19 protein-coding genes and 1 pseudogene are annotated in these 23,301 nt (G+C 64.0%); 14 read left to right on the plus strand and 6 right to left on the minus strand.

Annotated features, from left to right (window positions below; all coding sequences use genetic code 11):
- Window positions 1-126: 126 nt before the first annotated feature.
- Window positions 127-816 (minus strand): annotated as a pseudogene (locus BANT918_RS07165) ((Fe-S)-binding protein); the annotation flags it as partial.
- A 220-nt stretch (window positions 817-1,036) separates the two neighbouring features.
- Here BANT918_RS07165 and BANT918_RS07170 point away from each other — a divergent pair.
- Window positions 1,037-1,849, plus strand: a complete 813-nt coding sequence (locus tag BANT918_RS07170; RefSeq protein ID WP_101619613.1) for a FadR/GntR family transcriptional regulator — start codon at window positions 1,037-1,039, stop codon at window positions 1,847-1,849.
- Window positions 1,850-1,885: 36 nt separating this feature from the next.
- Window positions 1,886-2,806, plus strand: coding sequence for an SCO6745 family protein (locus BANT918_RS07175; protein WP_101619614.1), 921 nt, complete (start codon window positions 1,886-1,888; stop codon window positions 2,804-2,806).
- Window positions 2,807-2,871: 65 nt separating this feature from the next.
- Here the strand turns inward: BANT918_RS07175 and BANT918_RS07180 are convergent, their stop codons facing one another.
- From BANT918_RS07180 to orn, 3 genes are all read right to left on the minus strand, one after another.
- Window positions 2,872-4,563: a SulP family inorganic anion transporter gene (locus BANT918_RS07180; RefSeq protein WP_101619615.1), complete on the minus strand. Its 1,692-nt coding sequence runs from the start codon at window positions 4,561-4,563 to the stop codon at window positions 2,872-2,874.
- Complete coding sequence (locus tag BANT918_RS07185; protein ID WP_101619616.1) at window positions 4,560-4,967, minus strand: ArsR/SmtB family transcription factor; 408 nt, start codon at window positions 4,965-4,967, stop codon at window positions 4,560-4,562. The genes BANT918_RS07180 and BANT918_RS07185 overlap by 4 nt, the downstream gene beginning before the upstream one ends.
- Before the next feature lie 85 nt (window positions 4,968-5,052).
- Window positions 5,053-5,658, minus strand: a complete 606-nt coding sequence (gene orn, locus BANT918_RS07190; RefSeq protein WP_101619617.1) for an oligoribonuclease — start codon at window positions 5,656-5,658, stop codon at window positions 5,053-5,055.
- Between the two features lie 169 nt (window positions 5,659-5,827).
- Between orn and BANT918_RS07195 the strand changes: the two genes are divergently transcribed.
- The 3 genes from BANT918_RS07195 to BANT918_RS07205 all read left to right on the plus strand — a co-directional run bounded on the left by BANT918_RS07195 (window position 5,828) and on the right by BANT918_RS07205 (window position 10,346).
- Window positions 5,828-7,447 (plus strand): hypothetical protein, encoded by a 1,620-nt coding sequence (locus tag BANT918_RS07195; protein WP_101619618.1) that lies wholly within the window; start codon window positions 5,828-5,830, stop codon window positions 7,445-7,447.
- Between the two features lie 185 nt (window positions 7,448-7,632).
- Window positions 7,633-8,577, plus strand: a complete 945-nt coding sequence (locus BANT918_RS07200) for a tetratricopeptide repeat protein (protein ID WP_101619619.1) — start codon at window positions 7,633-7,635, stop codon at window positions 8,575-8,577.
- A 53-nt stretch (window positions 8,578-8,630) separates the two neighbouring features.
- Window positions 8,631-10,346 carry a hypothetical protein gene (locus BANT918_RS07205; protein ID WP_101619789.1) on the plus strand — a complete coding sequence of 572 codons (1,716 nt, stop codon included), beginning with the start codon at window positions 8,631-8,633 and terminating at the stop codon, window positions 10,344-10,346.
- A 50-nt stretch (window positions 10,347-10,396) separates the two neighbouring features.
- Here BANT918_RS07205 and BANT918_RS07210 read toward each other — a convergent pair whose 3' ends face one another.
- Both BANT918_RS07210 and BANT918_RS07215 read right to left on the minus strand, forming a co-directional pair.
- Window positions 10,397-10,789, minus strand: coding sequence for a hypothetical protein (locus BANT918_RS07210; RefSeq protein WP_167389423.1), 393 nt, complete (start codon window positions 10,787-10,789; stop codon window positions 10,397-10,399).
- 65 nt (window positions 10,790-10,854) lie between these two features.
- A complete protein-coding gene (locus tag BANT918_RS07215) occupies window positions 10,855-11,205 on the minus strand; it encodes a hypothetical protein (RefSeq protein WP_101619790.1) in 351 nt (116 codons plus the stop codon).
- 124 nt (window positions 11,206-11,329) lie between these two features.
- Here BANT918_RS07215 and BANT918_RS07220 point away from each other — a divergent pair, with 124 nt between their 5' ends.
- The 9 genes from BANT918_RS07220 (at window position 11,330) to gatB (ending at window position 23,192) form a co-directional block, all read left to right on the plus strand.
- A complete protein-coding gene (locus BANT918_RS07220; protein ID WP_101619621.1) occupies window positions 11,330-12,541 on the plus strand; it encodes a cysteine desulfurase family protein in 1,212 nt (403 codons plus the stop codon).
- Window positions 12,538-13,731, plus strand: coding sequence for a tRNA 2-thiouridine(34) synthase MnmA (gene mnmA, locus BANT918_RS07225; RefSeq protein ID WP_101619622.1), 1,194 nt, complete (start codon window positions 12,538-12,540; stop codon window positions 13,729-13,731). Before BANT918_RS07220 ends, mnmA begins: the two co-directional genes overlap by 4 nt.
- A gap of 34 nt (window positions 13,732-13,765) precedes the next feature.
- Window positions 13,766-15,796, plus strand: coding sequence for a S9 family peptidase (locus BANT918_RS07230; RefSeq protein ID WP_101619623.1), 2,031 nt, complete (start codon window positions 13,766-13,768; stop codon window positions 15,794-15,796).
- Complete coding sequence (locus BANT918_RS07235; protein WP_101619624.1) at window positions 15,789-16,916, plus strand: hypothetical protein; 1,128 nt, start codon at window positions 15,789-15,791, stop codon at window positions 16,914-16,916. The genes BANT918_RS07230 and BANT918_RS07235 overlap by 8 nt, the downstream gene beginning before the upstream one ends.
- Window positions 16,913-19,138, plus strand: a complete 2,226-nt coding sequence (ligA, locus tag BANT918_RS07240) for an NAD-dependent DNA ligase LigA (protein WP_233430392.1) — start codon at window positions 16,913-16,915, stop codon at window positions 19,136-19,138. Before BANT918_RS07235 ends, ligA begins: the two co-directional genes overlap by 4 nt.
- A gap of 140 nt (window positions 19,139-19,278) precedes the next feature.
- Window positions 19,279-19,782 (plus strand): hypothetical protein, encoded by a 504-nt coding sequence (locus tag BANT918_RS07245; protein ID WP_101619625.1) that lies wholly within the window; start codon window positions 19,279-19,281, stop codon window positions 19,780-19,782.
- Between the two features lie 124 nt (window positions 19,783-19,906).
- Window positions 19,907-20,212 carry an Asp-tRNA(Asn)/Glu-tRNA(Gln) amidotransferase subunit GatC gene (gatC, locus tag BANT918_RS07250; protein WP_101619626.1) on the plus strand — a complete coding sequence of 102 codons (306 nt, stop codon included), beginning with the start codon at window positions 19,907-19,909 and terminating at the stop codon, window positions 20,210-20,212.
- On the plus strand, window positions 20,212-21,714 hold the full coding sequence (gene gatA / locus BANT918_RS07255; RefSeq protein WP_101619627.1) for an Asp-tRNA(Asn)/Glu-tRNA(Gln) amidotransferase subunit GatA: 1,503 nt from the start codon (window positions 20,212-20,214) through the stop codon (window positions 21,712-21,714). The genes gatC and gatA overlap by 1 nt, the downstream gene beginning before the upstream one ends.
- Window positions 21,711-23,192 carry an Asp-tRNA(Asn)/Glu-tRNA(Gln) amidotransferase subunit GatB gene (gatB, locus tag BANT918_RS07260; RefSeq protein WP_101619628.1) on the plus strand — a complete coding sequence of 494 codons (1,482 nt, stop codon included), beginning with the start codon at window positions 21,711-21,713 and terminating at the stop codon, window positions 23,190-23,192. The genes gatA and gatB overlap by 4 nt, the downstream gene beginning before the upstream one ends.
- Window positions 23,193-23,301: the final 109 nt, after the last annotated feature.

Raw genomic sequence — 23,301 nt, forward strand, 5'->3', positions numbered from 1 at the left:
GTCACCGGCGCCGACGACAGCTGTGAGGTGATCGGTATTGTCATCGCTGGGGTCATTTGAGCTCGTGTGCTTCACATGCACGGCCGTGACGTCGGGGGCGCCCTCGAAGCTCCCGGTGCGTTGGAAGCGGGACATTCCGCCGCCCATGTGCAGGAGGCAGGACGCGTCTCCGCCGGTGCACACCTCGGCGCCGGTTGACTGGACGGTCCGGATCTTGTCGGCGAGCATCGCGGAGGAGACCTCCGGGTTCTTCACCGAGAACGTCCCTCCGAAGCCGCAGCAGGAATCAGCCAAGGGCAGTTCGACGAAGTCGATTCCCTCAACGGAGCGCAGCAGGTCACTCTGCCGATCACCAAGACGCAGCAGCCGCATCCCGTGGCACGAGGGATGGTAGGTCACGCGGTGGGGGAAATACGATCCGAGGTCCGCTGCGGCATCCGTGACGCCTTGGACATCGGTGAGGAACTGGGAGAGTTCATAGGTGCGTCCGGCCACCTCGGCGGCTTCCGAGGCCAGGGCATCGTTGCCCATCCGGCTGGCGACCATGGGCTGCTGGTGTCCCAGGGAGGCCACACAGGAGGCGGAAGGGGCGACGGCGACGTCCCATTCGGTGTCGGTGAAGGCCCGAACGTGGTTGGCGATGACCGGTTCGGCCTGCGCGAATTTGCCGGAGTTGATGTGCATCTGACCGCAACAGGATTGCCCCTCGGGGAAGATCACCTGATGTCCCAGCCTGCGCAGAATCGTCACGGTCGCCTGGGCGACCTCCGGGTACATGGCATCGACGATGCACGTGGCGAACAGTGCAATCTTCATCTGACCTCCAAGCCGAGTTGCCTGCAGTGCCAAGAATCGGATCCGGGGCATGGCCTCTGGTGGAGGTCGATCGAATGCGACGGAAGTGGTTCTTGTCACAAATGTGGTCAGACCATACCATAGGGGGAAGTTCCCGCAAAGACCTCAGAGCTGATGACGTTGACACCGCGCAGAGGCCGGGCCTTCGAGCGGACTCCAGGACGGCGAAAAGGCAATTACGATGAATAAGGCTTATGAAATAGTCCTTGCCGGAATCGAGTGTGCATTCCTCGATGGCTCCCTCACCCTGGGTGACCGTCTGCCGGGGGAGCGGGCCCTGGCTGAGCGCTTCGCCGTGTCCCGATCCAGTGTGCGTGAGGCCATTCGCATCCTCGATGCTGTCGGCCTCATCCGCTCCGGCGTCGGATCGGGGCCAGGCGCCGGATCGGTCATCGTCTCCGAGCCCTCGGTCGGCTTGTCACGGGCATTGAAGCTGCACGTCTCGGCCCGACACATCGCCCCCGCAGATGTGCTGATGACTCGAGTCGTCCTCGAATCCGATGCGGTCGCCACCGCCGCAGAGGCTGTCGCCGCTGCGAAGTCGGCCGGTGTCGAAAAGTCGGCCGACGCCGAGGAATCGACTGACGTCGAAGATCCAGCGGGTGTCGGGATGTCGGCGGCACGCATTCCCGGCCTCGGCGACATCCACCTCAAGAGGGCTGAAGAGCTTCTGGCCAGGATGCGCGAACCCGGCATCGTCAAGGAGAGCTTCCACGATCTCGATGCCAGATTCCATCGTGAGCTGTGTGCTGCAGCAGGCAACCCGGTCACCGACATCATCCTCGCCTCACTGTCGAGCAGCATTGTTGACTATGTCTCCTCCGCGGCCGCCGCGACTGAAGACTGGACCTGGGTGCAAACCGAGCTCACGAAGCAACACGCCGGTCTTCTCGACAGCATTCTGGCCGGCGATGCTGACCGTGCTCGGCGTGAATGCGCGGCCCATATCCACTGGTTTGCCAGGACCACCGGCATCGACGCGGCGGGAACGTGACCAAGGCAACATGCACCTGACCATAGGATTGGAACCATGAACTCTCAGCGCACACAGAACATCAGGACCGTCTCCTCGCGTCTCAACTCATTCCACTCGGCAATGTACTTCTCCGAGACCGTGGGGCAGGAGTATGCCAAGCACGGAGTCGAACCAGGAGTCGAAGCGACCCTGGCGGCACGATCTGCTCCATTGGGCCGCGTGAATGCCGGGGTGGTCAGCGCCGCCTACTACAACTACTCACATGCCTTCCTCTCAACCCAGTTCCCGAAGCTGTGGGACAAGGTCTCACCGGAGACCATGGTGCAGGCTCGCTTCGATGCGGTGGGGGTCTTCATGGCCGAACTCTTCGAATCCCGAGAGGACATCGCCCTGCTCACGGAGGCGGCCACGGAGTTGGCCACAGCCATGACGCCGGTGCTGGCGAACATGGACTTCTCGGGTCGGGCATTGGCCCAGGCAACCGCGGACGCGCTCACCGCACATGCACCGAACACCGCGTTCGAGCAGCTGTGGGCGGTGGCGACCATTGCCCGGGAATTCCGCGGTGACGGACATGTGGCCGCGCTGGTGACAGCAGGCGTTCCCGGGATCGACGCGCTCATGCTCGACGTCGCCACGGGCGCTTCGTTCAAGCCGCGTGCGGCCCAGAAGACTCGTGGATTCACCGACGAGGAATGGAAGAGCGCACAGTCGCGCCTGGCCGAGGCCGGTCTCATCACGGTCGGTGCAGACGAGCGTGGCTTCGACCTGCCAGCCATCACCGACGCGGGCCGCGATCTCAAGGAACAGGTCGAGCAGCTCACCGACGGCACGGTGGCCGCGGCCTGGTCGGCACTGAGCGATGAGGAGATCGAGGCACTCGTGTCTCCGAGCCGCAGCCTGATCAAGGTGCTGGCCCAGTCGGGAGCCTTCCCCGCCACGGTCTTCGCCCAGCCGGCCAAAAAGACCAGCTGAGCGTCAAGACCAACGGAAGGTAAAGACCAGCTGGGCGCTACGACCAGCTGAGCCTCAGCGTCGGCTCAGGGTCGAGCCGATGCCCGCTCCACGTGTGAGCGGGCATGCTCGATCGCGCTGGGCAGATCATCGAAGAGATGCCTCTTGTCCCTGAGCGCACCGAGCACACCGACGTGGCGGAACAGTTCGACGTGGGAGTCCTTGACCCCCTTGATGAGAACCGTGATTCCGCGGCGCTCGAAGGTGCGTACCACCTCGGCGAGGATGCGTGCACCGGAGGCGTCGACGAGCTCGAGCTGGGACATTCGCAGGATCACTACGACGATCCCGTCGAGTTCCATGACTTCGTCGAAGACCCGGTCGGATGAGGCGAAGAACAGCGGCCCATCGAAGCGCACGATGGAGATCGAGTCATCGCCGGGGTGGGCGGAACCCTCGGCAGAGACCTCTTCGATCGTCACTCCGGTCGCCCGGGACAGGTTGCGCAGTGCGAAGGCCGCGGCCACCACCATTCCGATTCCGACCGCGATGATGAGGTCGAAGGAAATCGTGATCAGCGCGGTGACGACGAAGCCGGCGGCATCGGAACGCGTCGAACGAATGATGGCACGCACGGTGTTCAGATGAACCATTCGCACCGCGGTGACGAAGAGGACCCCGCCCAGAGCCGCGAGGGGAATCTGGCTCACCGGAGCGGCCGCCGCGAGGACGATGCCCAACAGGACCAGGGCGTGGACAATCGATGCCAGCCTGGTGCGACCACCGGCACGGATATTGACCGAAGTGCGAGCGATCGCGCCGGTCGCAGGCATGCCGCCGAAGAGTGAGGAGCCGATGGAGGCGATCCCCTGCCCGACCAGCTCCCGATCGGGATGGTAGGCGCCGGCATCCGACATGGAGGAGGCCACCCGTGCCGAGAGCAGCGATTCGATGGCGGCCAGCGCGGCGATCGTCCCCGCAGCCGGCAGCAGCCCACCGATGGCCCCGAGGTCGATGGCCGGAACAGAGGGCAGAGGCAGCGAGCGTGGAATCTCTCCGATGCTCGCGAGGGGATTGGGCACAAGCGCGGCGAGGACCGTGACGATGACGATGCCGACCAGTGAACCCGGGATCGAGGAGTGGATCTTCGGTGCGAAGATCATGCATACGGCGACGATTGCAACCGCAGCAAGCGAATAGGGCAGGTAGGACCAGTCGGCCTCGCCGATGAGCTGACCGGCCGCGACGAGTGCATTCGTGCTGTGCTCACCAGGCTTCGAGTCTCCCGGTGTGGTGACGAACGGGGCCTGCTGCAAGAAGATGATGGCCGCGATTCCCAGGGTGAATCCCTCGATCACGGGCCAGGGGATGAATGAGACTGCACGCCCCAGACGCAGCAGTCCGGCCGCCACGACGATGATCCCGGCGATGAGCGTCACCGCCACCACCGCCTCGGCGCCTTGAGTGGCGACGATGGGCACGAGCACGACCGCCATGGCACCGGTCGGTCCCGAGATCTGCACATGCGAGCCACCGAAGATCGCAGCGAGGACTCCCGCCACGATCGCAGTGATCAGGCCCTGTTCCGCGGTGAGTCCTGAGCTCACACCGAAGCCGAGTGCCAGCGGCAGTGCGACGATGCCGACGGTGACGCCGGCGAGGAGGTCCTTGGGCCACGAACGCCGCGTCTCGCCGTAGTCGGAGACTCCTGGCAGCAGAGCACGTACCCGTCTGAGTGCGCCGATCAGGGCCGCCGAGGTGGTCGTTGGCGAACTCATGATGCGGGCTCGCGCGTGGTCGCGGCGGTGTCCACAGTCGCAGGACCGCCTGGAATCTGCGGCAGCGTTTGGGCCTGGGCCAAGCGGCCGCCGTCGTCTTCGAGCATCGACAGCAGCAGCGACCTGGCCACGGAGAGCAGTTCGGCGGTGCGCCGATCGGCCAGGCGATAGAAGACATGACTGGCCCGACGCTCGGATTCGACCAGGCGGTGTCGGCGCAGCACGGCAAGGTGCTGGGACAGATGGGAGGCTTCGAGCCCGGTCTCGGCCTGCAGATCGGTGACACTGACTTCCGCAGCACCGGCGAGGAGCTCGAGGATCCGAATCCGGTAGGGGTGGGCCAAGCCTTTGAATAGGTTCGCTTTGACCTCATACAGAGGCCGCTGTACGTGATTTAGTGGCATGATGAAATCATCATTTCATATGAATGAAGAAAACCGTGCATTGCACGGTTCTCTTTGTTGCTTGCGGGAGTCTTGCGCTCCTGACTCAGCGGGAGATGTGTGAGCTCACCTCGGCGGCGATGGACTTCGCCTCTTCGGACGTTGGTCCCTCAGCTGAGAAGACGGCCTTGCGGTAGTACTGGAGTTCCACGATCGAGTCGAGGATGTCGCCGAGGGCGCGGTGACCGCCGTGCTTCTCCGGGGACTGGAAATAGGCGCGGGGGAACCACTGCTTGCTCAGTTCCTTGATCGAGGAGACGTCGATGATCCGATAGTGGAGGTGGTCGACAAGCTCGGGCATCTGCTTTGTGAGGAACACCTTGTCGGTGCCCACGGAGTTTCCGCCCAGCGGTGCTTTGCCCGACTCCGAGACATGCTGCTTGATGTATTCGAGCACCTGGGTCTGCGCATCGGCGACCGTCGTTCCCGCATCGAGTTCGGTGATGAGGCCGGAACTCGTATGCATCTGGGTGACGAAGTCATTCATGTTCTCCAGCGCCCCAGCGGAGGGTTTGATGACGATGTCGATGCCCTCGTCGAGGGGGTTGAGGTCGAAGTCGGTGATCACAGCCGCCACTTCGATGAGCTCGTCCCTGACTTCGTCGAGGCCGGTCATTTCACAGTCGATCCACACAATTTTGTCGTTGCTCACCAGCCCAGCTTAAAGCAGAGCGAGGCCTCTGAGCATCTCCTTAGGCTGTGCGCACCGACACACGCTGAGTAGACGCACAAAAGCAATACGCGCGCAGTGACTTAAACTTGGACTGTCCCACGGGCCAATGTGGGACCAGAAGAGACTTTGTTGAGGGAAGGGTTCGTACGTGCGCTACACACTTGCTGTGATTCTCATGGTGGTGGGTGTCGTTGTCGGAGGCCTCGGAATTCTGCAGAAGACCCTGTGGGCGCCGGACGACCAGATCACCGCGACCACAGAGATCGATGCAGACACACCGGCCGTCGTCGTCGACCCCGGAATGCTCAATCTCTACGAAACCCCCGCAACACTGAATGTTGAAGGCTCGGGTGATCTGACGATCGCGCAGGCCCCGATCGAAAACGTCGAGGCCTGGGCCGGAAATTCCGCATTCACTCGCGTGACAGGGCTGGCGCCCGAGGGTGGGCTGAGCGTGAAGTCCCAAGACGGTGAGGCCTCAATGCCGAGCCCGGCCGGGGCCGACCTCTGGACCTCCGAAGTTACCGGCAACGACTCTGTGACGCTTGATTGGACCGAGGACGCGAACCGGACGGGCTTCCTCATCGCCGGCAGCGGTGAGCCGGGCGACGTCAAGACCGTCACCATCACCTGGCCCAACCATGCGGAGACACCTTGGGCCATTCCGCTGATGATCATCGGCGGGGCACTGTTCATCGGCGGCATCGTCGTCCTCGTCTTCAACCGCAACAGCGCGAAGAAGGAGAAGAACCGGCGCACGGCCCGTCAGGAGCGCCGCCGCAAACTGGCCGAATTCGGAACCGCATTCGCGATCGTGCCAGTTCTGGCGCTGAGTGCCTGCGGACCTGATGAGCTGCCCAAGCCGGAGCCGTCGGAGGCCCCGAGTTCTGCCGCGGCCGGAGTCAACGACGACCAGGCCAAACGGATCCTCGATTCCGTGACCGAAGACGTCAAGGCCGCCGACAAGGGGACCGACAGCTCCGAACTGAAGAAGCGCGCGACAGGACCTGCCCTGAAGCAGCGCGAAGACGCCTACAAGGTGAAGAAGAAGGTCAAGAAGCACAAGCTGCCACCGGCAGTGGCCAATGAGAAGGTCGTCGTCAACTACACCGCGGCCACCGACTCCTGGCCGCGCATGACCAGTCTCGTCACCTCGGCGGTCAATGAGACCCAGCTCCTCGTCCTGACTCAGGAAGACCCGCGCGCCGATTACAAGCTGTGGTCACAGACCCAGCTGGTCCCGGGCACCGAACTGCCGGAGATCCCCGACGCCAGGCAGGGTTCGCAGCTCCTTGATCCGAAGACCAAGGACTTCGTCATGACCCCGGAGAACGTCGTGTCCGGTTATGCGAAGGCTCTGGACTCGGGGAAGAAGTCGAAGGAAGCGAAGAAGTTCGAGTCCGATGACTTCTCGAAGTCGATCTGGAAGAACCAGCAGGCACAGAAGAAGAGTGCAGAAGACGGCAAGGCCGAGGTCAAGTACAAGTACACTCCCGGCAAGGAGATCGTCGCGCAGGGAACTGCAGGCGATGCCGCCATCGTCACTGGAGTCATCGAGGCCGAGTCCACGATCTCTCCGGAATCCGTGGACGGACGTACCGGAACCCTGACGCTGTCGAGTCCGCAGAAGGAGCTGACCGGATCCGACAGCACCCAGAAGTCAGTGACGACGAAGACAACTCAGGTCCTGACGTTCCTTGTGCCCACCGACGGCAAGGTGCGTCTCATCGGTGGGCTGGAGACTCTCAGCGGAGCCGAACTGAAATAGTCGGCACTGAAGTAATCGGCAGGTCCGCAGTCTGAAATAGTCGCAGGCCCGGCGGTGTTGATACGTTCTATGCTGGATGTCATCAGCACCGTCGGAGTTCCCGACGGCCGTCAGCACTGTAGAGTTCCCGACGGACGCGCACCGTACGAATTCGCATTTCCCGCAACAAAGGAGACCACGTGTCAATGGATCCCTCGCAGGACAACACGCAGCCCAGCCAAGGACTCGACCTGTCCGCGGTGCGCAGCAGAAACCTGCCACATGAGGAACAGAACGGTGGACCGGGACAGGCTGGTGGGGGAGCGGCGGACCCGAATGCGGTTCCAGTTCCGGCCCTGGTCTTCGACGTCGACGAAGCCAGCTTCAACGACGTCGTCGCGATCTCCGACCGCGTGCCCGTTGTCATCGACCTGTGGGCGCAGCGGAGTGAGGAGAGCAAACAGCTCTCACCGATCGTCGCGCGCCTCGTCGAATCCTTCGGCGGCCGACTTGTCCTGGCACGAGTGGACGTCGACGCCAATCCGCGACTGCAGCAGGCTTTCGGCGTCGAGTCGATCCCGAACGTCATCGCTATCGTCAAGGGCCAGCCCGTACCTCTGTTCCAGAGTGCACTGCCCGAACCGCAGGTGAAGGCCTACTTCGATGAGCTGCTCAAGCTCGCTGGTGAGAACGGTGTGACCGGTCATGCCGTGGTTGCCGGAGCCGAGCCGGAACCGGCAGGTCCTGCTCACCCAGACGCCGAGGAGGCGTTGAGCCGAGGAGACTTCGACACCGCCGAATCCCTGTTCAAGGCCGCCCTGGCCGCCGCGCCGGCGGATGAGGAAGCGAAATTCGGTCTGGCCAGAGCCGGACTGGGACGTCGCCTCATCGACGCCGATCCGCAGCAGCTCATTGCCACCGCCGATGCGAACCCGAAGGACGCCGAGGCGGCCAAGGCGGCCGCCGATGCGGAGATCGTCGGAGGCAACCCGGGCAGTGCCTTCAACCGCCTGATCTCACTGATCCGCGTCAGCGCAGGCGATGAGAAGGAAGCGCTGCGACTGCGGGTTCTCGAACTCTTCGAAGTTCTCAGTGCGGATGATCCGGCCGTGACCAAGGCACGCACAGCATTGATGAGGGCCTTGTTCTGATTCAGAGAATCCGTCTCACCACAGCCATTCTGTTCGCACTCGCAGCGGTGATCGTGGCAGTGCTGGTTGTCTCCGCTCTGTCCGTTGTCGGCACCGACGAGGTCACCGAGACCGAAGATTTCACGGTCAAGGATGGGGCCTACGCCGTCGTCCTCGACGAGGCGATCGTTCCCTATTCGGGCACCAGTGTGACCGTTGAAGCCGCGAATGCTGACGGCAAGGAACTGTTCGTCGGCACCGCCAACGGCGTCGACACCGACAGCATCCTCGACGGGGTGGCGCAGGAGCAGATCAGCAACGTCGAGTTCCCCAGCGCGGTCGAGCACCGGTTCATCCCCGGCGATGCCGCTCCCGAAGCGACGCTGACTGACAGGGACTGGTGGATCAGTCAGGACACAGGCGAGAAGGTTGCGAAGACCTTCGACCTCGACGCCGACCCGCAGGTGCTCGTGATCTCCGCCGCGAACGAGGGCGAAAATCTTGACGGAACCACGGTCTCGCTGAAGATGCGTGTGGAGGGAGTCCTGGCATTGAGCTTGTTCGGCATCGCCCTGGGCATCATCTTGGCCGGATTCGCGGCCTTCTTCTTCCTGCGCTGGTTCAACGGCCGTATCCGCCCCGAGAAGAAGAAAGCGGTCGCCCGAAACACTGACCGCGGCTCGGGCCCAGGCCCAGGGTCCGGCTCTCGGGCGGACGCAGAAGGGGCAAGGGCCGATTCCGGTCGAGTGCAGAGCTCGCGCCTCGTGAAGAACCCTGATCCGGCGAAGGCAGCTCCACCTCGGCGGACGAGTACGCGTGGCAGACGATCACTGCGTATGGTCACAGCCGTGTCGCTGACGACGGGACTGGCATTGAGCGGATGCACCGCACTGCCCGTGGCACAGCCGCACAGTCCCGACATCACACCCTATGAGCGCACAGCGATGCGCCCGGGTGAGGCCGGGACATTCATGACCGGCTACACTGAGTCACTCGATGGGATCCTCAACGACGGAGGCGCCGGCCTCGAAAAAATTCAGGGCGAGCCCCTGATCGACCGGACCCGCGCACAGATCCTGATCGCGAAGAAGGCGAAGCAGAAGCTGCGGGCACCGAACTTCAGTGAAGTCGTCGCCGGCAGCCCGAGCTTCACCGAATACCCGATGTGGTTCTACGCATTCGGCACCGCAAAAGGGGACGAGAAGCTCACACAGGTCCAGCTGGCGACCCGAGAATCCGCCTCGACCGATCCGATCGTGCGCACTGCCTCCTACATCCCGACCGATCAGATGCCGACGCTGATGGCTGACGGGCACGGGGCTGTTGAGCCCGGTCCGGACGCATTCAACGAAGAGATGACGACGACCGCGGATCAGGTCTCGAAATTCCTCGTCGACGGCAAGGCCGACAAAGCGGATGCCGATGGGCTGAAAGAGGGCGGGTTCAAAGACTTCAGGGGATACCTGGGCGACCTGCGTGGCAAGGACTCGGGATTCGACAAGGTCGATGTCTCCTGCAAGCCCTATGAGAAGCTCGACTTCACCTCGATGACCCTGAGCAACGAGCGCGGCGCCATCGGGATGGGCGAGGTCCGCTGCACCCTGACGATCGAGGTCCCTGACGACTATTCGGTTGACCTGGGCGACACCATCGAAGCAGTGAAGTCCAACGACAAGGACGGAAACACTGTCAAGGTCGACACCGCCCACCCGTATGTGCTGATGAAGACCGGGGATGAGCTGAGCGCCGTGGCCACCGACTGGAACGTGCTGTCCTCACGCTTCGAGTGACGGCAGGCCCCATCGTCGAGGTGGGGCCGCACCGGGGTGGGGCCGGTGCCTCAGCTGGTGCGGATTCTGCGTCCGATGAGGGTGAGCCACCAGAGTCCGACGAGGGGCAGGATGAGCGGGATGAATCCGTAGCCGCTGCCGAAGGATGACCACACAGAGGGCTTCGCGAAGTCCTGCGGATGGGTGAAGCTGAGAATGCCGACGACGATGACGCCCACGAACTCGATGAGGCAGGAGGCGATCGCAATCCGGTGCGAGATGCGGTTGCCGATGACCAGGCAGATCGTGGCCATGATGTAGATGACTGCGGCGATCACGGACAGCGAATACGCGACCGGGGCCACGTCGAACTCGCGGATGACCTGGTAGCCGGCGCGTGCGGTCGCCGAGAGTGCGAAGACCCCGTAGACGGCGGTCAGTGCCCGGCCCGGGCCGGTGTGCATCGCCGAATACGGTGACCGGTTCTTCTTTGCCGAGGCATCCGCTGAGCGGGCGCCTCTACGTTTCTTCACTGCCAAATCTGGTCCAATCTCTCGATCATGACGATCACCGTCAGTCCTGCCGCTGCGAGCACTCCCGGTCCCCATCTGCTCAGTTCCGCGAATGCCCAGAAGCCGGCCAAGCCGATGACGAGGATCGCGGTGATGACGTAGCCGAAGTACAGGAGCGGGTCAACGCCGTGGGTTGAACCGAATGTGACGATCGAGAGAACCAGCTGCACGATGAGCAGCAGCAGAAGCAGAGCAGTCGCGCCGAGCAGCAGTGTGCCGGCGGGTCTGTTGCGGATGGTTTCGACGATCGACCAGATGGCCAGGACGGCGGAGACGGCATAGAGCACGATGGTGAAAACGGTGAACACCCGGCCCAGTTTAGTCGGCGTCGACGTGCGCCCGGAACCTGCGGTGCCGGCCGATGCCACGGTATCGGGTGAGATGTGGCACTGATCCTGGCCGAAGTGCCGTTCACAGCCTAAAATAGGGAGAGTGCCGATTTACCTTGACCACGCAGCCACCTCGCCGATGCCGGCAGAGGTGCTCGACGTCTACACCGCTGAGCTGAGCCGACGGGCCAATCCCTCGGCTCTTCACGCTGTGGGTCAGGCCGCGCGGATGCGCATCGAAACCGCCCGCGAGGACATCGCCGGCAGTGTTGGCGCCGCAACGTCGTCGGAGGTCATCTTCACCTCCGGCGGCACAGAAGCCGACAACTTCGCACTCAAGGGCCTCTACCTCTCCCGCAACAACGCCACTTTCCAGGCACCGGTTCGCCCGCGGGTGCTCACCTCGACGATCGAGCATCATGCGATCCTCGACTCCGTCGAATGGCTCGAGAGCCAGGGCGCAGAGGTCGTCTACCTCGACGTCGACGAAGCAGGACGCCTTGACCTCGATGCGGCCCTGGCCGAACTGCGCCGAGCTCCTGAACGCACCGCGCTCATCTCGATCATGGCCGCGAACAATGAGATCGGCACCCTCCAGCCGATCGCCGACATCGGTGCGGCGGCGAAGGAACTCGGTGTTCCCTTCCACATCGACGCGGTGCAGGCATTGGGCCAGATTCCGCTGAACTTCGCTGACCTCGGTGCGACCGCCATGTCGATCACCGCCCACAAGATCGGCGGACCCGTAGGCATCGGGGCACTGCTGCTCGACCGCGGCGCCGCCCCCTCACCGATCCTCCACGGCGGGGGACAGGAACGCGGGGTGCGTTCGGGTACGCTCGACGTGGCCGGTGCCGTGGCCTTCGCCAAGGCCATCGAACTCGCCACTGCCGACATCGACGCCCGAGCTGCCCGTTTCTCATTCCTGCGCGACCGGCTCATCGCCGGCATCGAGGACACGATACCCAGTGCCACCCTGTCCGGTCGCCGAGGTGGGGGCAGGCTTCCCGCGAATGCGCACTTCACGTTCTCCGGGTGTGAGGGCGATTCCCTTCTCTTCGGCCTCGACGCGAGAGGACTGGCGACCTCGACAGGTTCGGCCTGCTCGGCCGGGGTCTCACGTCCCTCCCATGTGCTGCTGGCCTGCGGCATGGAGGAAGACGTCGCCAGATCAGCCCAACGATTCAGCCTCGGCCACGACTCGACCGAAGACGAAGTTGATCGTCTTCTCGAGGTTCTGCCCGAGGTCGTCGAACAAGCCCACCAGGCTGGAATGGTTTCGGCCACTCCACGCTGGATGCAAGGAGCATCATGAAAATTCTCGTCGCCATGTCCGGCGGAGTCGACTCGTCAGTCGCCGCAGCACGCGCCGTCGACGCCGGCCACGAAGTCGTCGGCGTCCACCTCGCCCTGTCCCGCATGCCCGGAACCCTGCGCACGGGGTCACGCGGCTGCTGCACCATCGAAGACTCCCGGGACGCCCACTGTGTTGCCGGGATGCTCGACATCCCGTTCTACGTGTGGGACTTCTCCGAACGGTTCAAAGAGGACATCGTCGATGACTTCATCGCCGAATACGCGGCCGGACGCACACCCAACCCGTGTATGCGCTGCAATGAGCGCATCAAGTTCGCGGCACTCCTCGACCGTGCCCTGGCACTTGGCTTCGATGCCATCGCCACAGGCCATTACGCCGAGGTGCTGCGCGATGAGGACGGATTGCCGGAACTCCACCGCGGCGAGGATCTCGCGAAGGACCAGTCCTACGTCCTCGGCGTGCTCTCCGGCGATCAGCTCGAGCACTGCTACTTCCCGATCGGTGCTACCGCGTCGAAGGCAGAAGTTCGCGCCGAGGCGGCTGAGCGCGGTTTCTCCGTAGCCAACAAGCCCGATTCCTACGACATCTGCTTCATCCCCGATGGCGACACGAAGGCGTGGCTGGCGGACAAGATCCCCATGCGCCCGGGCCTCATCAAGGACGCCGAGGGCGAGACCCTGGGCGAACACGACGGTGCGATGACCTACACCATCGGCCAGCGCAAGGGCCTGGGCATCCAGAAGCCCGCAGCCGATGGTCAGCCGCGCTTCGTCACCGGCCTCGACCCGGCCTCGAACACAGTCACCGTGGGCTCCCGCAGTGATCTCGGAGTCTCCCACCTGACCGGCATCCGGACCACCTGGGCCGGTCCCGCACCGGCCGACATCGGCACCGAACCGGCTACCGCAATCGACTGCGAGGTCCAGATCCGGGCCCACAGCGACCCGGTTCCGGCCAGGGCCTGGCTGGGTGACTACATCAGTGAGGCACCCGAGCACGAGGTGAACCCGGTCGTCGACGAGGTCGAGGTACCGGCTGCCCGGCCTGCCGGACAGCTCATGCACATCGATGTCGACGAAGAACTCTCCGGCGTCGCCCCTGGGCAGACCATGGTCATCTACCGCGGAACCCGGGTTCTTGGCCAGGCCACCATCGATGTGACAGCCAAAGACCGCCTCGGCGTCTGAGCTGTGGCCTTCGCCCCTGCGTTAACCTGGGGGTATGAAGGAATTTCCCCAAGATGTCGTCACGGCACCTTTCGGAACCTGGTCGTCTCCGCTGAGCGCTGCGGAGGTGGCTGCGGGCTCCGCACCGATCTTCGCCGCCGCATTCCGCGGCGAGCACATCTACTTCTCGACGAAGGTCCCAGCGGAGAATTCCCGCACAGGCCTCATCCGGACGTCACTGTCTCATCCGGGGCTGAAGGAGCAGGTGCTGCCCGCGGACTTCAACATCAGATCCTCCGTACACGAATACGGGGGAGCCGCATGGGCCCTGGACCCCAGCAGCGAAGTCATCTACTTCGTCAATGCCTCCGACCAGCGGATCTGGCAGATCATTCCGGGCAAAGCTCCTCATGCGCTGACCCCGGACACATCCGGCCGCATTCGCTACGGCGACCTGACGATGACTCGCTGGGGCCTGCTGTGCGTGCGCGAAGACTGTCGGTCCACACGCAGGGAACGAGCCATCGTGCTCATCACCCGGCACGGGACGACGAATGTGCTCTCGCGGCATTCCTACTTCATGGCCTGGCCCAGACTGTCCCCGGACGGCTCCACACTGGCGTTCATCGGCTGGGAGCACCCCAATATGCCCTGGGACTCGACGAACCTGTGGCTCATCGACGTTCGCACCCAGGACACTCCCGTCGCTGCGGTCCTGCGCGGACATGATGTGTCGCTCCTGCAGCCCCAATTCACCTCGGACTCCTCGCTCATTGTGAGCTCCGACCACAACGGTCACTGGGCCCTGTACTCATTGGATTTCGAACCGATCGACTGTCTGGTTCGTGACAGACGTGCTGCCGCGACGGACTCCGGGCAGTCGAGCGACGTCGCAGACGAACTCGAAATCTCGGTTCTGAGCCCGGTCCTCGACACCGGCGGCGAAATCGGTGGCCCACTCTGGCAGTTGGGAATCAATTGGCATCTGGGTGATGACGAGGAGATCTGGGCCCATTCTCAGTCCGCGACCGCCTCCTTGATCAGGGCACGGCGAGCACAGACGGTGCATGGTGGTTCCCACGGTTCGCACGGTCTGCTCGACGGCGGCGTCGAGGAGATCACCCCGCCAGGGGAGCGGTTCGGCAGCCTCGAACTCCACGACTTGAGCCACAGCCATGTTCTCCTGACCGCGAAGTCCGCGGACTCAACAGGTGCCCTGTATGCCGTGGACCGGGCCAGCGGCAGCTTCATTGAGATCGCCCAGGAACGCCTCGACGCTCATCAGGACTACTATTCTCGCCCCCGCACCCGGGAGCTCGGTGGAGTCCCCGTCGTCATTCACCCTCCGCACAACCCACGATTCACCGCCGGCGACCGCGAACGTCCGCCCTATGTGATCTCCATCCACGGCGGACCGACAGGACAGGCGACACCCGACATGTCGGCCCGGTCCAGCTACTTCACATCCCGGGGCATCGGCGTGATGGAGGTCAACTACGGCGGCTCGACCGGATACGGCCGGAAGTGGCGTGACCGCCTGCGCGGACAGTGGGGAATCGTCGACGTCTCCGATACCCTCGCCGCGGTCGACGCTCTGGTGGCCGAGGGGCTGGCCGACCCCAGCCGCATCGCGATCTCCGGGGCCTCCTCCGGCGGGTGGACCGTGCTTTCGGCACTGGCCTCATCGGAAACCTTCGCCTGCGGCACCTCCTATTTCGGAGTCACCGACCTGATGCGCTTCGTCGTGGACACCCACGACTTCGAGAAGCACTACATCGACGGGTTGGTCGGACCGTGGCCGGAGGCACAGGACGCCTACATCACCCGGTCACCGATTCGACGGACGAGTGAGATCACCGTCCCCGTGGCCATCATGCAAGGCGATCGGGACCCGATCGTCCCGCCCAGCCAGGCGCAGGAATTCGTCGATACCCTGGAACTGACCGGAGTGGAGTACATTTACCGTCTGTACAAGGGCGAATCCCACGGATTCGTCCGAGCCGAAACCATCATCGATTCCCTGGAAAGCGAGTTCGGGTTCTATGCCGACGTCTTCGGAATCCCACGCAGGCACAACCATGGCTGAACCGGTCGGGTCTCCACCCATCCTCAAACCGGCAGGAACGACCACCGGGATCTGGATCCCCGGCCCCAGAGCTGAGTCCGGGCCCGGTGCCGGTGGGACCGGATACATCGCGAACAGTCCCATCCGTGAGGCGGCCGCAGCGGCCTTCACCCACCTCGGCGAGCAGCTGCCACCGGTGCCGCTGGGCGCCCACCGATCCGAGGACCGGTGGGGCGCGGACGCAATCGGACGTGCAGTCGGCTTTCTCACCGATCTTCACGTGGACCGGGCCTCCTTCGGCTGGCGCCTGACGAGCGCAGCGGGCCGAGACGAACGGCTCGAGTCCTCGGCACTGAGTGAGGCCTTCGACGCCATCGCCGAATACGGGGACGGCTACACCGGTCAGGTCCAGGTCTCCCTGCCGGGCCCGTGGACCTTGGTCACCGCGCTGAGTCTGACCTCCGGGGCACCCGTACTCGGCGACCTCGGCGCCCGCCGCGATGTCATCCAGGCCTATGCGTTCGGTCTTGCAGCCTTCGCCGACAAGCTCTCCGCACTCGGCCTGCAACCGGTGATCCGCCTCGTCGAGACCCGGCTGCAGCCGGTTCTCACCGGTACCTGGCCCACGGTCTCCGGCTGGGCCACCCTGCCTGCGGTCAACGAAACCCAGGTCTATGCAGCCCTGCGGTCGACGGTGCGCCACCTGCCCCCGGTTCTGCTCAGCCTCCCCGACTTCGACCCCTTGCAGCTGCAGGGCAAGGAGATCACCGCCGCCGAGGTGGTCCGCAATTCCGGTGCCACCGCCGTGTCAGTGCCGTTGGCTAGCCTGAAGGCACACGGTTGGGAGCAGCTGGCCATGATCTCCGAAGCTGGGATCGGGACGTGGATGGGGCTGCCGCCTGCCGCAGGTTCGAGACCGCGGGAGGTCAAGCACTGGCTGAACCGGATCATGACGCCGTGGAACCGCATCGGCATGGGTGCAACCAGCCTGCGTGACTTCGGAGTCCTCGCCGGCGAAGAGCTTCCGATGACCTATCCGCCTCTGCTGTCCTCGGTGGAAGGGGACGGCGCTGAGAACATCAGCACGGGAACGATGATGATCGCCGCAGGTCTGCGGCGTGCCTTTGAGGAGATCGAATGACCGCAACGCACGACAACTCCGACCTTCCCATGAGCGCAGAGGCCACCACGGGCGCAGAGGCCACCACGAACTCAGAGCTGTCGGATGCCACCGCCCGTGCCCAGGCGCATGCAGAACTCGTGGCGACGATCGAAGCCCAGCGTGCCGCCTACTACACGGACGACTCACCACTCGTCGCCGATGCCGAATACGACGAACTCGTCCACCGGCTCGAAGACCTGGAGGAGAAGTTCCCAGAACTCGTCACCGATTCCTCGCCGACCCAGACCGTCGGCGGCAACGTCGACACGTCCACCTTCGATCCGGTCGAGCACATCGGTCGGATGTACAGCCTGGACAATGTTTTCGACTTCGAAGAGCTGAGGGGCTGGCACGACCGGGTCCGCGCGGCCACCTCGGCGACATCGAAGTTCCTGTGCGAACTCAAGATCGATGGACTCGCAGTCAACCTTCTCTACCGCAACGGCGAACTCGTTCGCGCCGCCACCCGCGGTGACGGACGCATCGGTGAGGACATCACCGCCAATGTCCGCACCATCTCCGATATCCCCGATCGGCTCGACACCGACTACCCGCCCGCGGAGGTCGAGATCCGCGGCGAAGTCTTCTTCCCGCTGGAGAAGTTCACCGAACTCAATGCCGCCCTCGTTGAGGAGGGCAAGGCCCCGTTCGCCAACCCCCGCAATTCTGCCGCCGGATCCCTGCGTCAGAAGGACCCCGCCGTCACCGCCGAGCGCCCGCTGCACATGCTTGTCCACGGCATTGCCGTATGGACTCCCGCCGATGATTCGCATCCTGAACCTGCTCACCAGTCCGAGGTCTACGAGGCGTTCCGGACATGGGGGCTGCCCATCAGCGAATACTTCAAGGTGCTTGCCACGGTCGATGAGATCGAGGACTTCATCACCTACTACGGCGAGCATCGCCACGATGTCACCCATGAGATCGACGGCATCGTCATCAAGATCGACGACATCGCCGTTCAGGAGACCCTGGGCTACACCTCACGCGCGCCGAGGTGGGCGACGGCCTTCAAATACCCGCCCGAAGAGGTCACCACGAAGCTCCTCGACATCCAGGTCCAGGTGGGCAGGACCGGTCGAGTCACGCCCTTCGCCGTGATGGAACCGGTCACCGTCGCTGGATCCACGGTGGAGCGAGCGACCCTGCACAACGGCTACGAGGTCACCCGCAAGGGCGTGCTCATCGGCGACACGGTGACCCTGCGCAAGGCCGGCGACGTCATCCCCGAAGTCCTCGGCCCGGTTGTGGCCCTGCGCGACGGCAGTGAATACGAGTTCGTCATGCCCACTCACTGCCCCTCCTGTGGAACCGAGCTGGGGGAGCAGAAGGCCGGCGACAAGGACAAACGCTGCCCGAACTCCCGGTCATGTCCCGCACAGCTGGCCAACCGCATCTTCTACCTGGCCTCCCGCGCCGCCTTCGACATCGAAGCCCTGGGTGAAGAAGCGGCGCTGGCTCTGACAGCTCCGGCCGAGCCCGAGCAGCCGCCGCTGACCTCTGAGGCTTTCCTCTTCGACCTCACGGCCGAAGACTTGGCCGACGTGAAGATCTGGCGGAACAAGAAGGTCAAAGGGGTGGAGACAGGTGAGCGCGAACTCGTGCCCTACTTCTACACGCGCGCAACCGCGAAGAAGCCCAGTGTCCCGAGTGCCAACACGACAAAGCTCTTCGACGAACTCGACAAAGCCAAAGACCAGGACCTGTGGCGAGTACTCGTCGCACTGTCGATCAGACACGTCGGTCCGACTGCCGCACGCACCCTGGCCGCACACTTCCGCACGCTCGAAGCGATCCGGGCCGCCGAGCTCGAGGAGCTCTCAGCCGTCGACGGCATCGGATCGACGATCGCAGCGAGCATCCGCGACTGGTTCTCCGTGGACTGGCACGTCGAGATCATCGAGGCCTGGGCCTCCGCCGGGGTCCGGATGGAGGACGAGGCACTGGAAGCTGGAGAGCAGACCCTCGAAGGCCTGACGATCGTGGCCACCGGTTCGCTGAGCACATTCACGCGTGATGGGATCAAGGAGGCGATCCTCGGCGCAGGTGGCAAGGCGGTCAGCTCCGTGTCGAAGAAGACGGACTACGTGGTGGCTGGGGAGAACGCCGGATCGAAGTTGGAGAAGGCCGAATCGCTGGGAGTCAAGGTCCTAGACGAGGACACCTTCCGCACGCTCTTGGAGACCGGCAGCCTCGACTGACCTGCGCTGACCTGCCTGCATTGACCTGTGCCGACACGATGTGACCTGTGGCACCGCTGCCACTGAATCGTTACTGAATCTCAAGGTTCGTCACAGCTGCGAAGGAGTCGGGAAACAGCTTGACCTGGAAGAGTGAAGGCATGAAAGCAATTCCGCGATTGATCGCTGGCACTGCCGTTGTTCTCGCCGCAGTTCTGACCACAGCACCGGTGACTGCCGGCATTGCCGACTACATTCTCAATCCGGGACAGCAGCCGACCAAACGGGCCGCTCCCGCACTGACCGGTTCCACCACCGCGCCGGTCGCACCAAGCAGAACTCGCGATGACGAGGGAACCCGCGACGATGACGACAGCACCGGCGACGCTCACTTCAGTGACAGCACCGGCGATGCTCAGCCCAACGCCGAGACGACGCCCACTGCTGGAATCGACTCGGCAAGTGCCACAGCCCTCAGTGAGAGTGCAGGACTGGTGGCACACACCGTTGCCGATGCCCAATCACGAGTCACAGAGCTGGCTGCAGATCTGCAGTCCGGAGTCGAAGCCGGAGAGTTCTCCCAAACAGACGCAGATAGGGTGCTCGGGGAAGTGTCAAGCTACATCAGGGGAGAACGCACCTGGCCAGAACGCACCGTCGCCTGACTCCGCCCGCCTCGGCGAAGCCGAGGAACGGTGCTTTGCGAACCTCACATCGATCCCATCAGAACAGGTCTGGCAAAGAGACTAGACTTGCTGACGAGTAAACAGAGACGATGAAAGGCAGGGAATGACGGAGTCCTCCGCAATCACCCCCGAGCAAGTCGAGCATTTGGCCTCGCTGTCTCGGATCGCCATGGGCGCAGACGAGCTGAAATCGCTCGCCGGTGACCTGAGCACTATTTTGAGCAATGTCGCCAGGGTCAACGAAGTGGCCGGCGACGACGTACCGGCGACCAGCCACCCGATCGCACTGTCGAACGTGCTGCGCCCCGATGTCGTGGGTGAGACCCTGACTAGCGAGCAGGCTCTGGCTGCGGCCCCAGCCTCTGCTGACGACAAATTCCTCGTCCCACAGATCCTTGGGGAGGAATGATGAGCGAACTGATCACTAAGAGCGCCCTCGAACTCGCCGCAGGATTGAAAGCCGGCGAGTTCTCCTCCGTCGAGGTGACCCAGGCCCACCTGGATCGCATCCACGCCACCGAAGCCGACTTCGGCTCATTCATCACTGTCACCGACGATCTCGCGCTGGAGACGGCCACAGCAGTCGACGCCAAGCGCAGCACTGGTGCGAACGTCCACGCGCTGGCCGGAGTGCCCGTGGCGCTCAAGGACCTCGTCGTCACCGAGGGCGTGGCCACGACCGCGGCATCGAAGATGCTTGAGAACTGGGTTCCACCCTACGAATCCACCGTGCACAACAAGGTCAAAGCCGCAGGACTCCCGGTCCTGGGCAAGACCAACCTCGACGAGTTCGCCATGGGGTCGACGACCGAGCACTCGGCCTTCGGCACCACCCGCAACCCCTGGAACCTCGAGCATGTCCCCGGTGGCTCCTCCGGCGGTGCCGCCGCAGCCCTCGCCGGCTTCCAGGCTCCGCTGTCGGTCGGCACGGACACCGGCGGTTCGGTGCGACAGCCCGCCGCGTTCACCGGCACTGTCGGTGTGAAGCCGACCTATGGTTCGATCTCCCGCTTCGGCATCATCGCCATGGCCTCGAGTCTCGACCAGGTCGGCCCGATGGGTCGCAACGTCGCCGACGCCGCGGCTCTGCATGAACTGCTCGCCGGACACGACCCGCTCGATTCGACCTCGCTGCCGGATCCGGTGGCAGGATTCGTCTCTGCGGCACAGACCTCGGATCTGAGGGGCAAGAAGCTCGGTGTCATCAAGCAGCTGCGTGGTGAGGGCTACCAGGACGGCGTCCGCGATGCGTTCACCGCCGCCCTAGACGTCGCCGCCGCGGCGGGTGCCGAGATCGTCGAGGTCGACTGCCCGTCGATCTCCTACGCACTAGACGCCTACTACCTCATCATGCCTTCTGAGGTATCTTCGAACCTGGCCCGCTACGACGGTATGCGCTACGGGCTGCGGATGGAGCCCGAGTCGGGTCCGGTCACCGCTGAGACGGTCATGGCAGCGACTCGTGCAGCCGGTTTCGGTGATGAGGTCAAACGCCGCATCATCCTCGGCACCTACGCACTCTCCGCCGGTTACTATGACGCGTACTACGGGTCGGCACAGAAGATCCGCACGCTGGTGCAGAACGACTTCGCCAAAGCTTTTGAGTCCTGCGATGTCCTCGTCTCGCCGACCGCGCCGACGACCGCTCTGAAGTTCGGTGCCGAGGCGGCATCGGACCCGATGGCCCTCTACCTCGGTGACGTCGCGACGATCCCGGCCAACCTTGCCGGAATCCCGGGACTGTCTCTGCCCGCAGGTCTGGCCGACGGTCTGCCCGTCGGATTCCAGATCCTCGCACCGGCACGTGAGGACGTGAAGATGTACGAGGTGGCCGGCCCACTCGAAGCCGCCTTGGAAGCCTCCGGGACTCGGGTGCTCGATACTCTTGCGGAAGGACTGACCACCAAGTGAAATACGAAGACGCGATCAAGAAATACGATCCGGTCATCGGCATCGAGGTCCACGTAGAACTGGGCACCGTGACCAAAATGTTCGACGCCGCACCCAACACCTTCGGCGGGGGACCCAACACCAACATCACACCCACCTCCCTGGGACTGCCCGGCTCCCTTCCTGTTGTCAACGAGAAGGGCGTCGAGTACGCGATCAAGATCGGCCTGGCGCTGGGCTGCGAGATCGCGGAGACCTGCCGCTTCGCCCGGAAGAACTACTTCTACCCGGACGTTCCCAAGGACTTCCAGACCAGCCAGTCCGATGAGCCGATCGCCTCCGAGGGCGAGGTTGAGATCGAGCTCGAAGATGGAACGATGTTCACCATCCCCGTCGAGCGTGCTCACATGGAGGAAGACGCCGGCAAGAACACCCACATCGGCGGCGCCACTGGTCGCATCCACGGAGCCGACCATTCCCTGGTCGACTACAACCGTGCCGGTGTGCCCCTGGTCGAGATCGTGACCCACCCGATCACCGGGACAGGGGATCGGGCCGCCGAGGTGGCCTCCACCTACGTGCGGACCCTGCGCGACATCTTCCGCGCCCTCGACGTCTCCGAAGCACGCATGGAACAGGGCAACGTCCGTGCCGACGTCAACGTGTCCCTGCGCGAGAGCCCCGATGCACCACTGGGCACCCGCACGGAGACGAAGAACGTCAACTCCTTCCGCTCGATCGAACGCGCGGTCCGCTACGAGATCGCCCGCCAGGCGACACGGCTCGAAGCCGGAGAGACAATCGTGCAGGAGACCCGTCACTTCCACGAAGGCACGGGGGAGACCTCATCGGGGCGCCCGAAGTCCGACGCCGACGACTACCGGTACTTCCCGGAGCCGGATCTCGTTCCGCTGGTGCCCAGTCGCGATTGGGTCGAGGAGCTGCGGGCGACTCTGCCCGAGCTGCCGGCCCAGAAGCGCCGCCGGCTCGCAGGTGTCTGGGGCTTTTCCGATCTGGAGATGCGTGACGTCGTCAACGCCGGTCTGCTGGAAGCCATTGATGACACCGTGACCGCGGGCGCTCAGCCTCCCGCGGCACGCAAATGGTGGACCGGTGAGGTGGCCAGGCTGGCCAACCAGAATGATCAGCACCCCACCGAGCTCGTCACACCGGCCCAGGTCGCAGCCCTGATCGGGCTGATCAACGACGGCAAGCTCAATGACAAGCTCGCAAAGGACGTCCTCACGGCCGTTGCCGACGGAGAAGGCGAACCGGCCGAGGTGATGAGTGCCCGTGGTCTCGAGATCGTCGAAGACACCGGTGCACTCGAAGCCGCTGTCGAGGAAGCGATCGCTGCGAACCCCGACGTGGTCGAGAAGATCAAGGGCGGCAAGATGCAGGCCATCGGTGCACTGATGGGACCGATCATGAAGGCCACCCGCGGTCAGGCCGATGCCGGAAAGGCCAAGGACCTGATCCTTGCCAAGATCAACGGCTGAGTAGAACTCAGGATTGATCCAGCCACACCCTCTAGACTTGGATACCAAAGAAGTCCGGAGGGTGTGGCTGTTCGCATTCTCACGGGCCAGACGTCGACTCTGCCGGACA

Origin of the sequence: Brevibacterium antiquum CNRZ 918, from assembly GCF_900169145.1 — a bacterium.
GTDB lineage: Bacteria > Actinomycetota > Actinomycetes > Actinomycetales > Brevibacteriaceae > Brevibacterium > Brevibacterium koreense.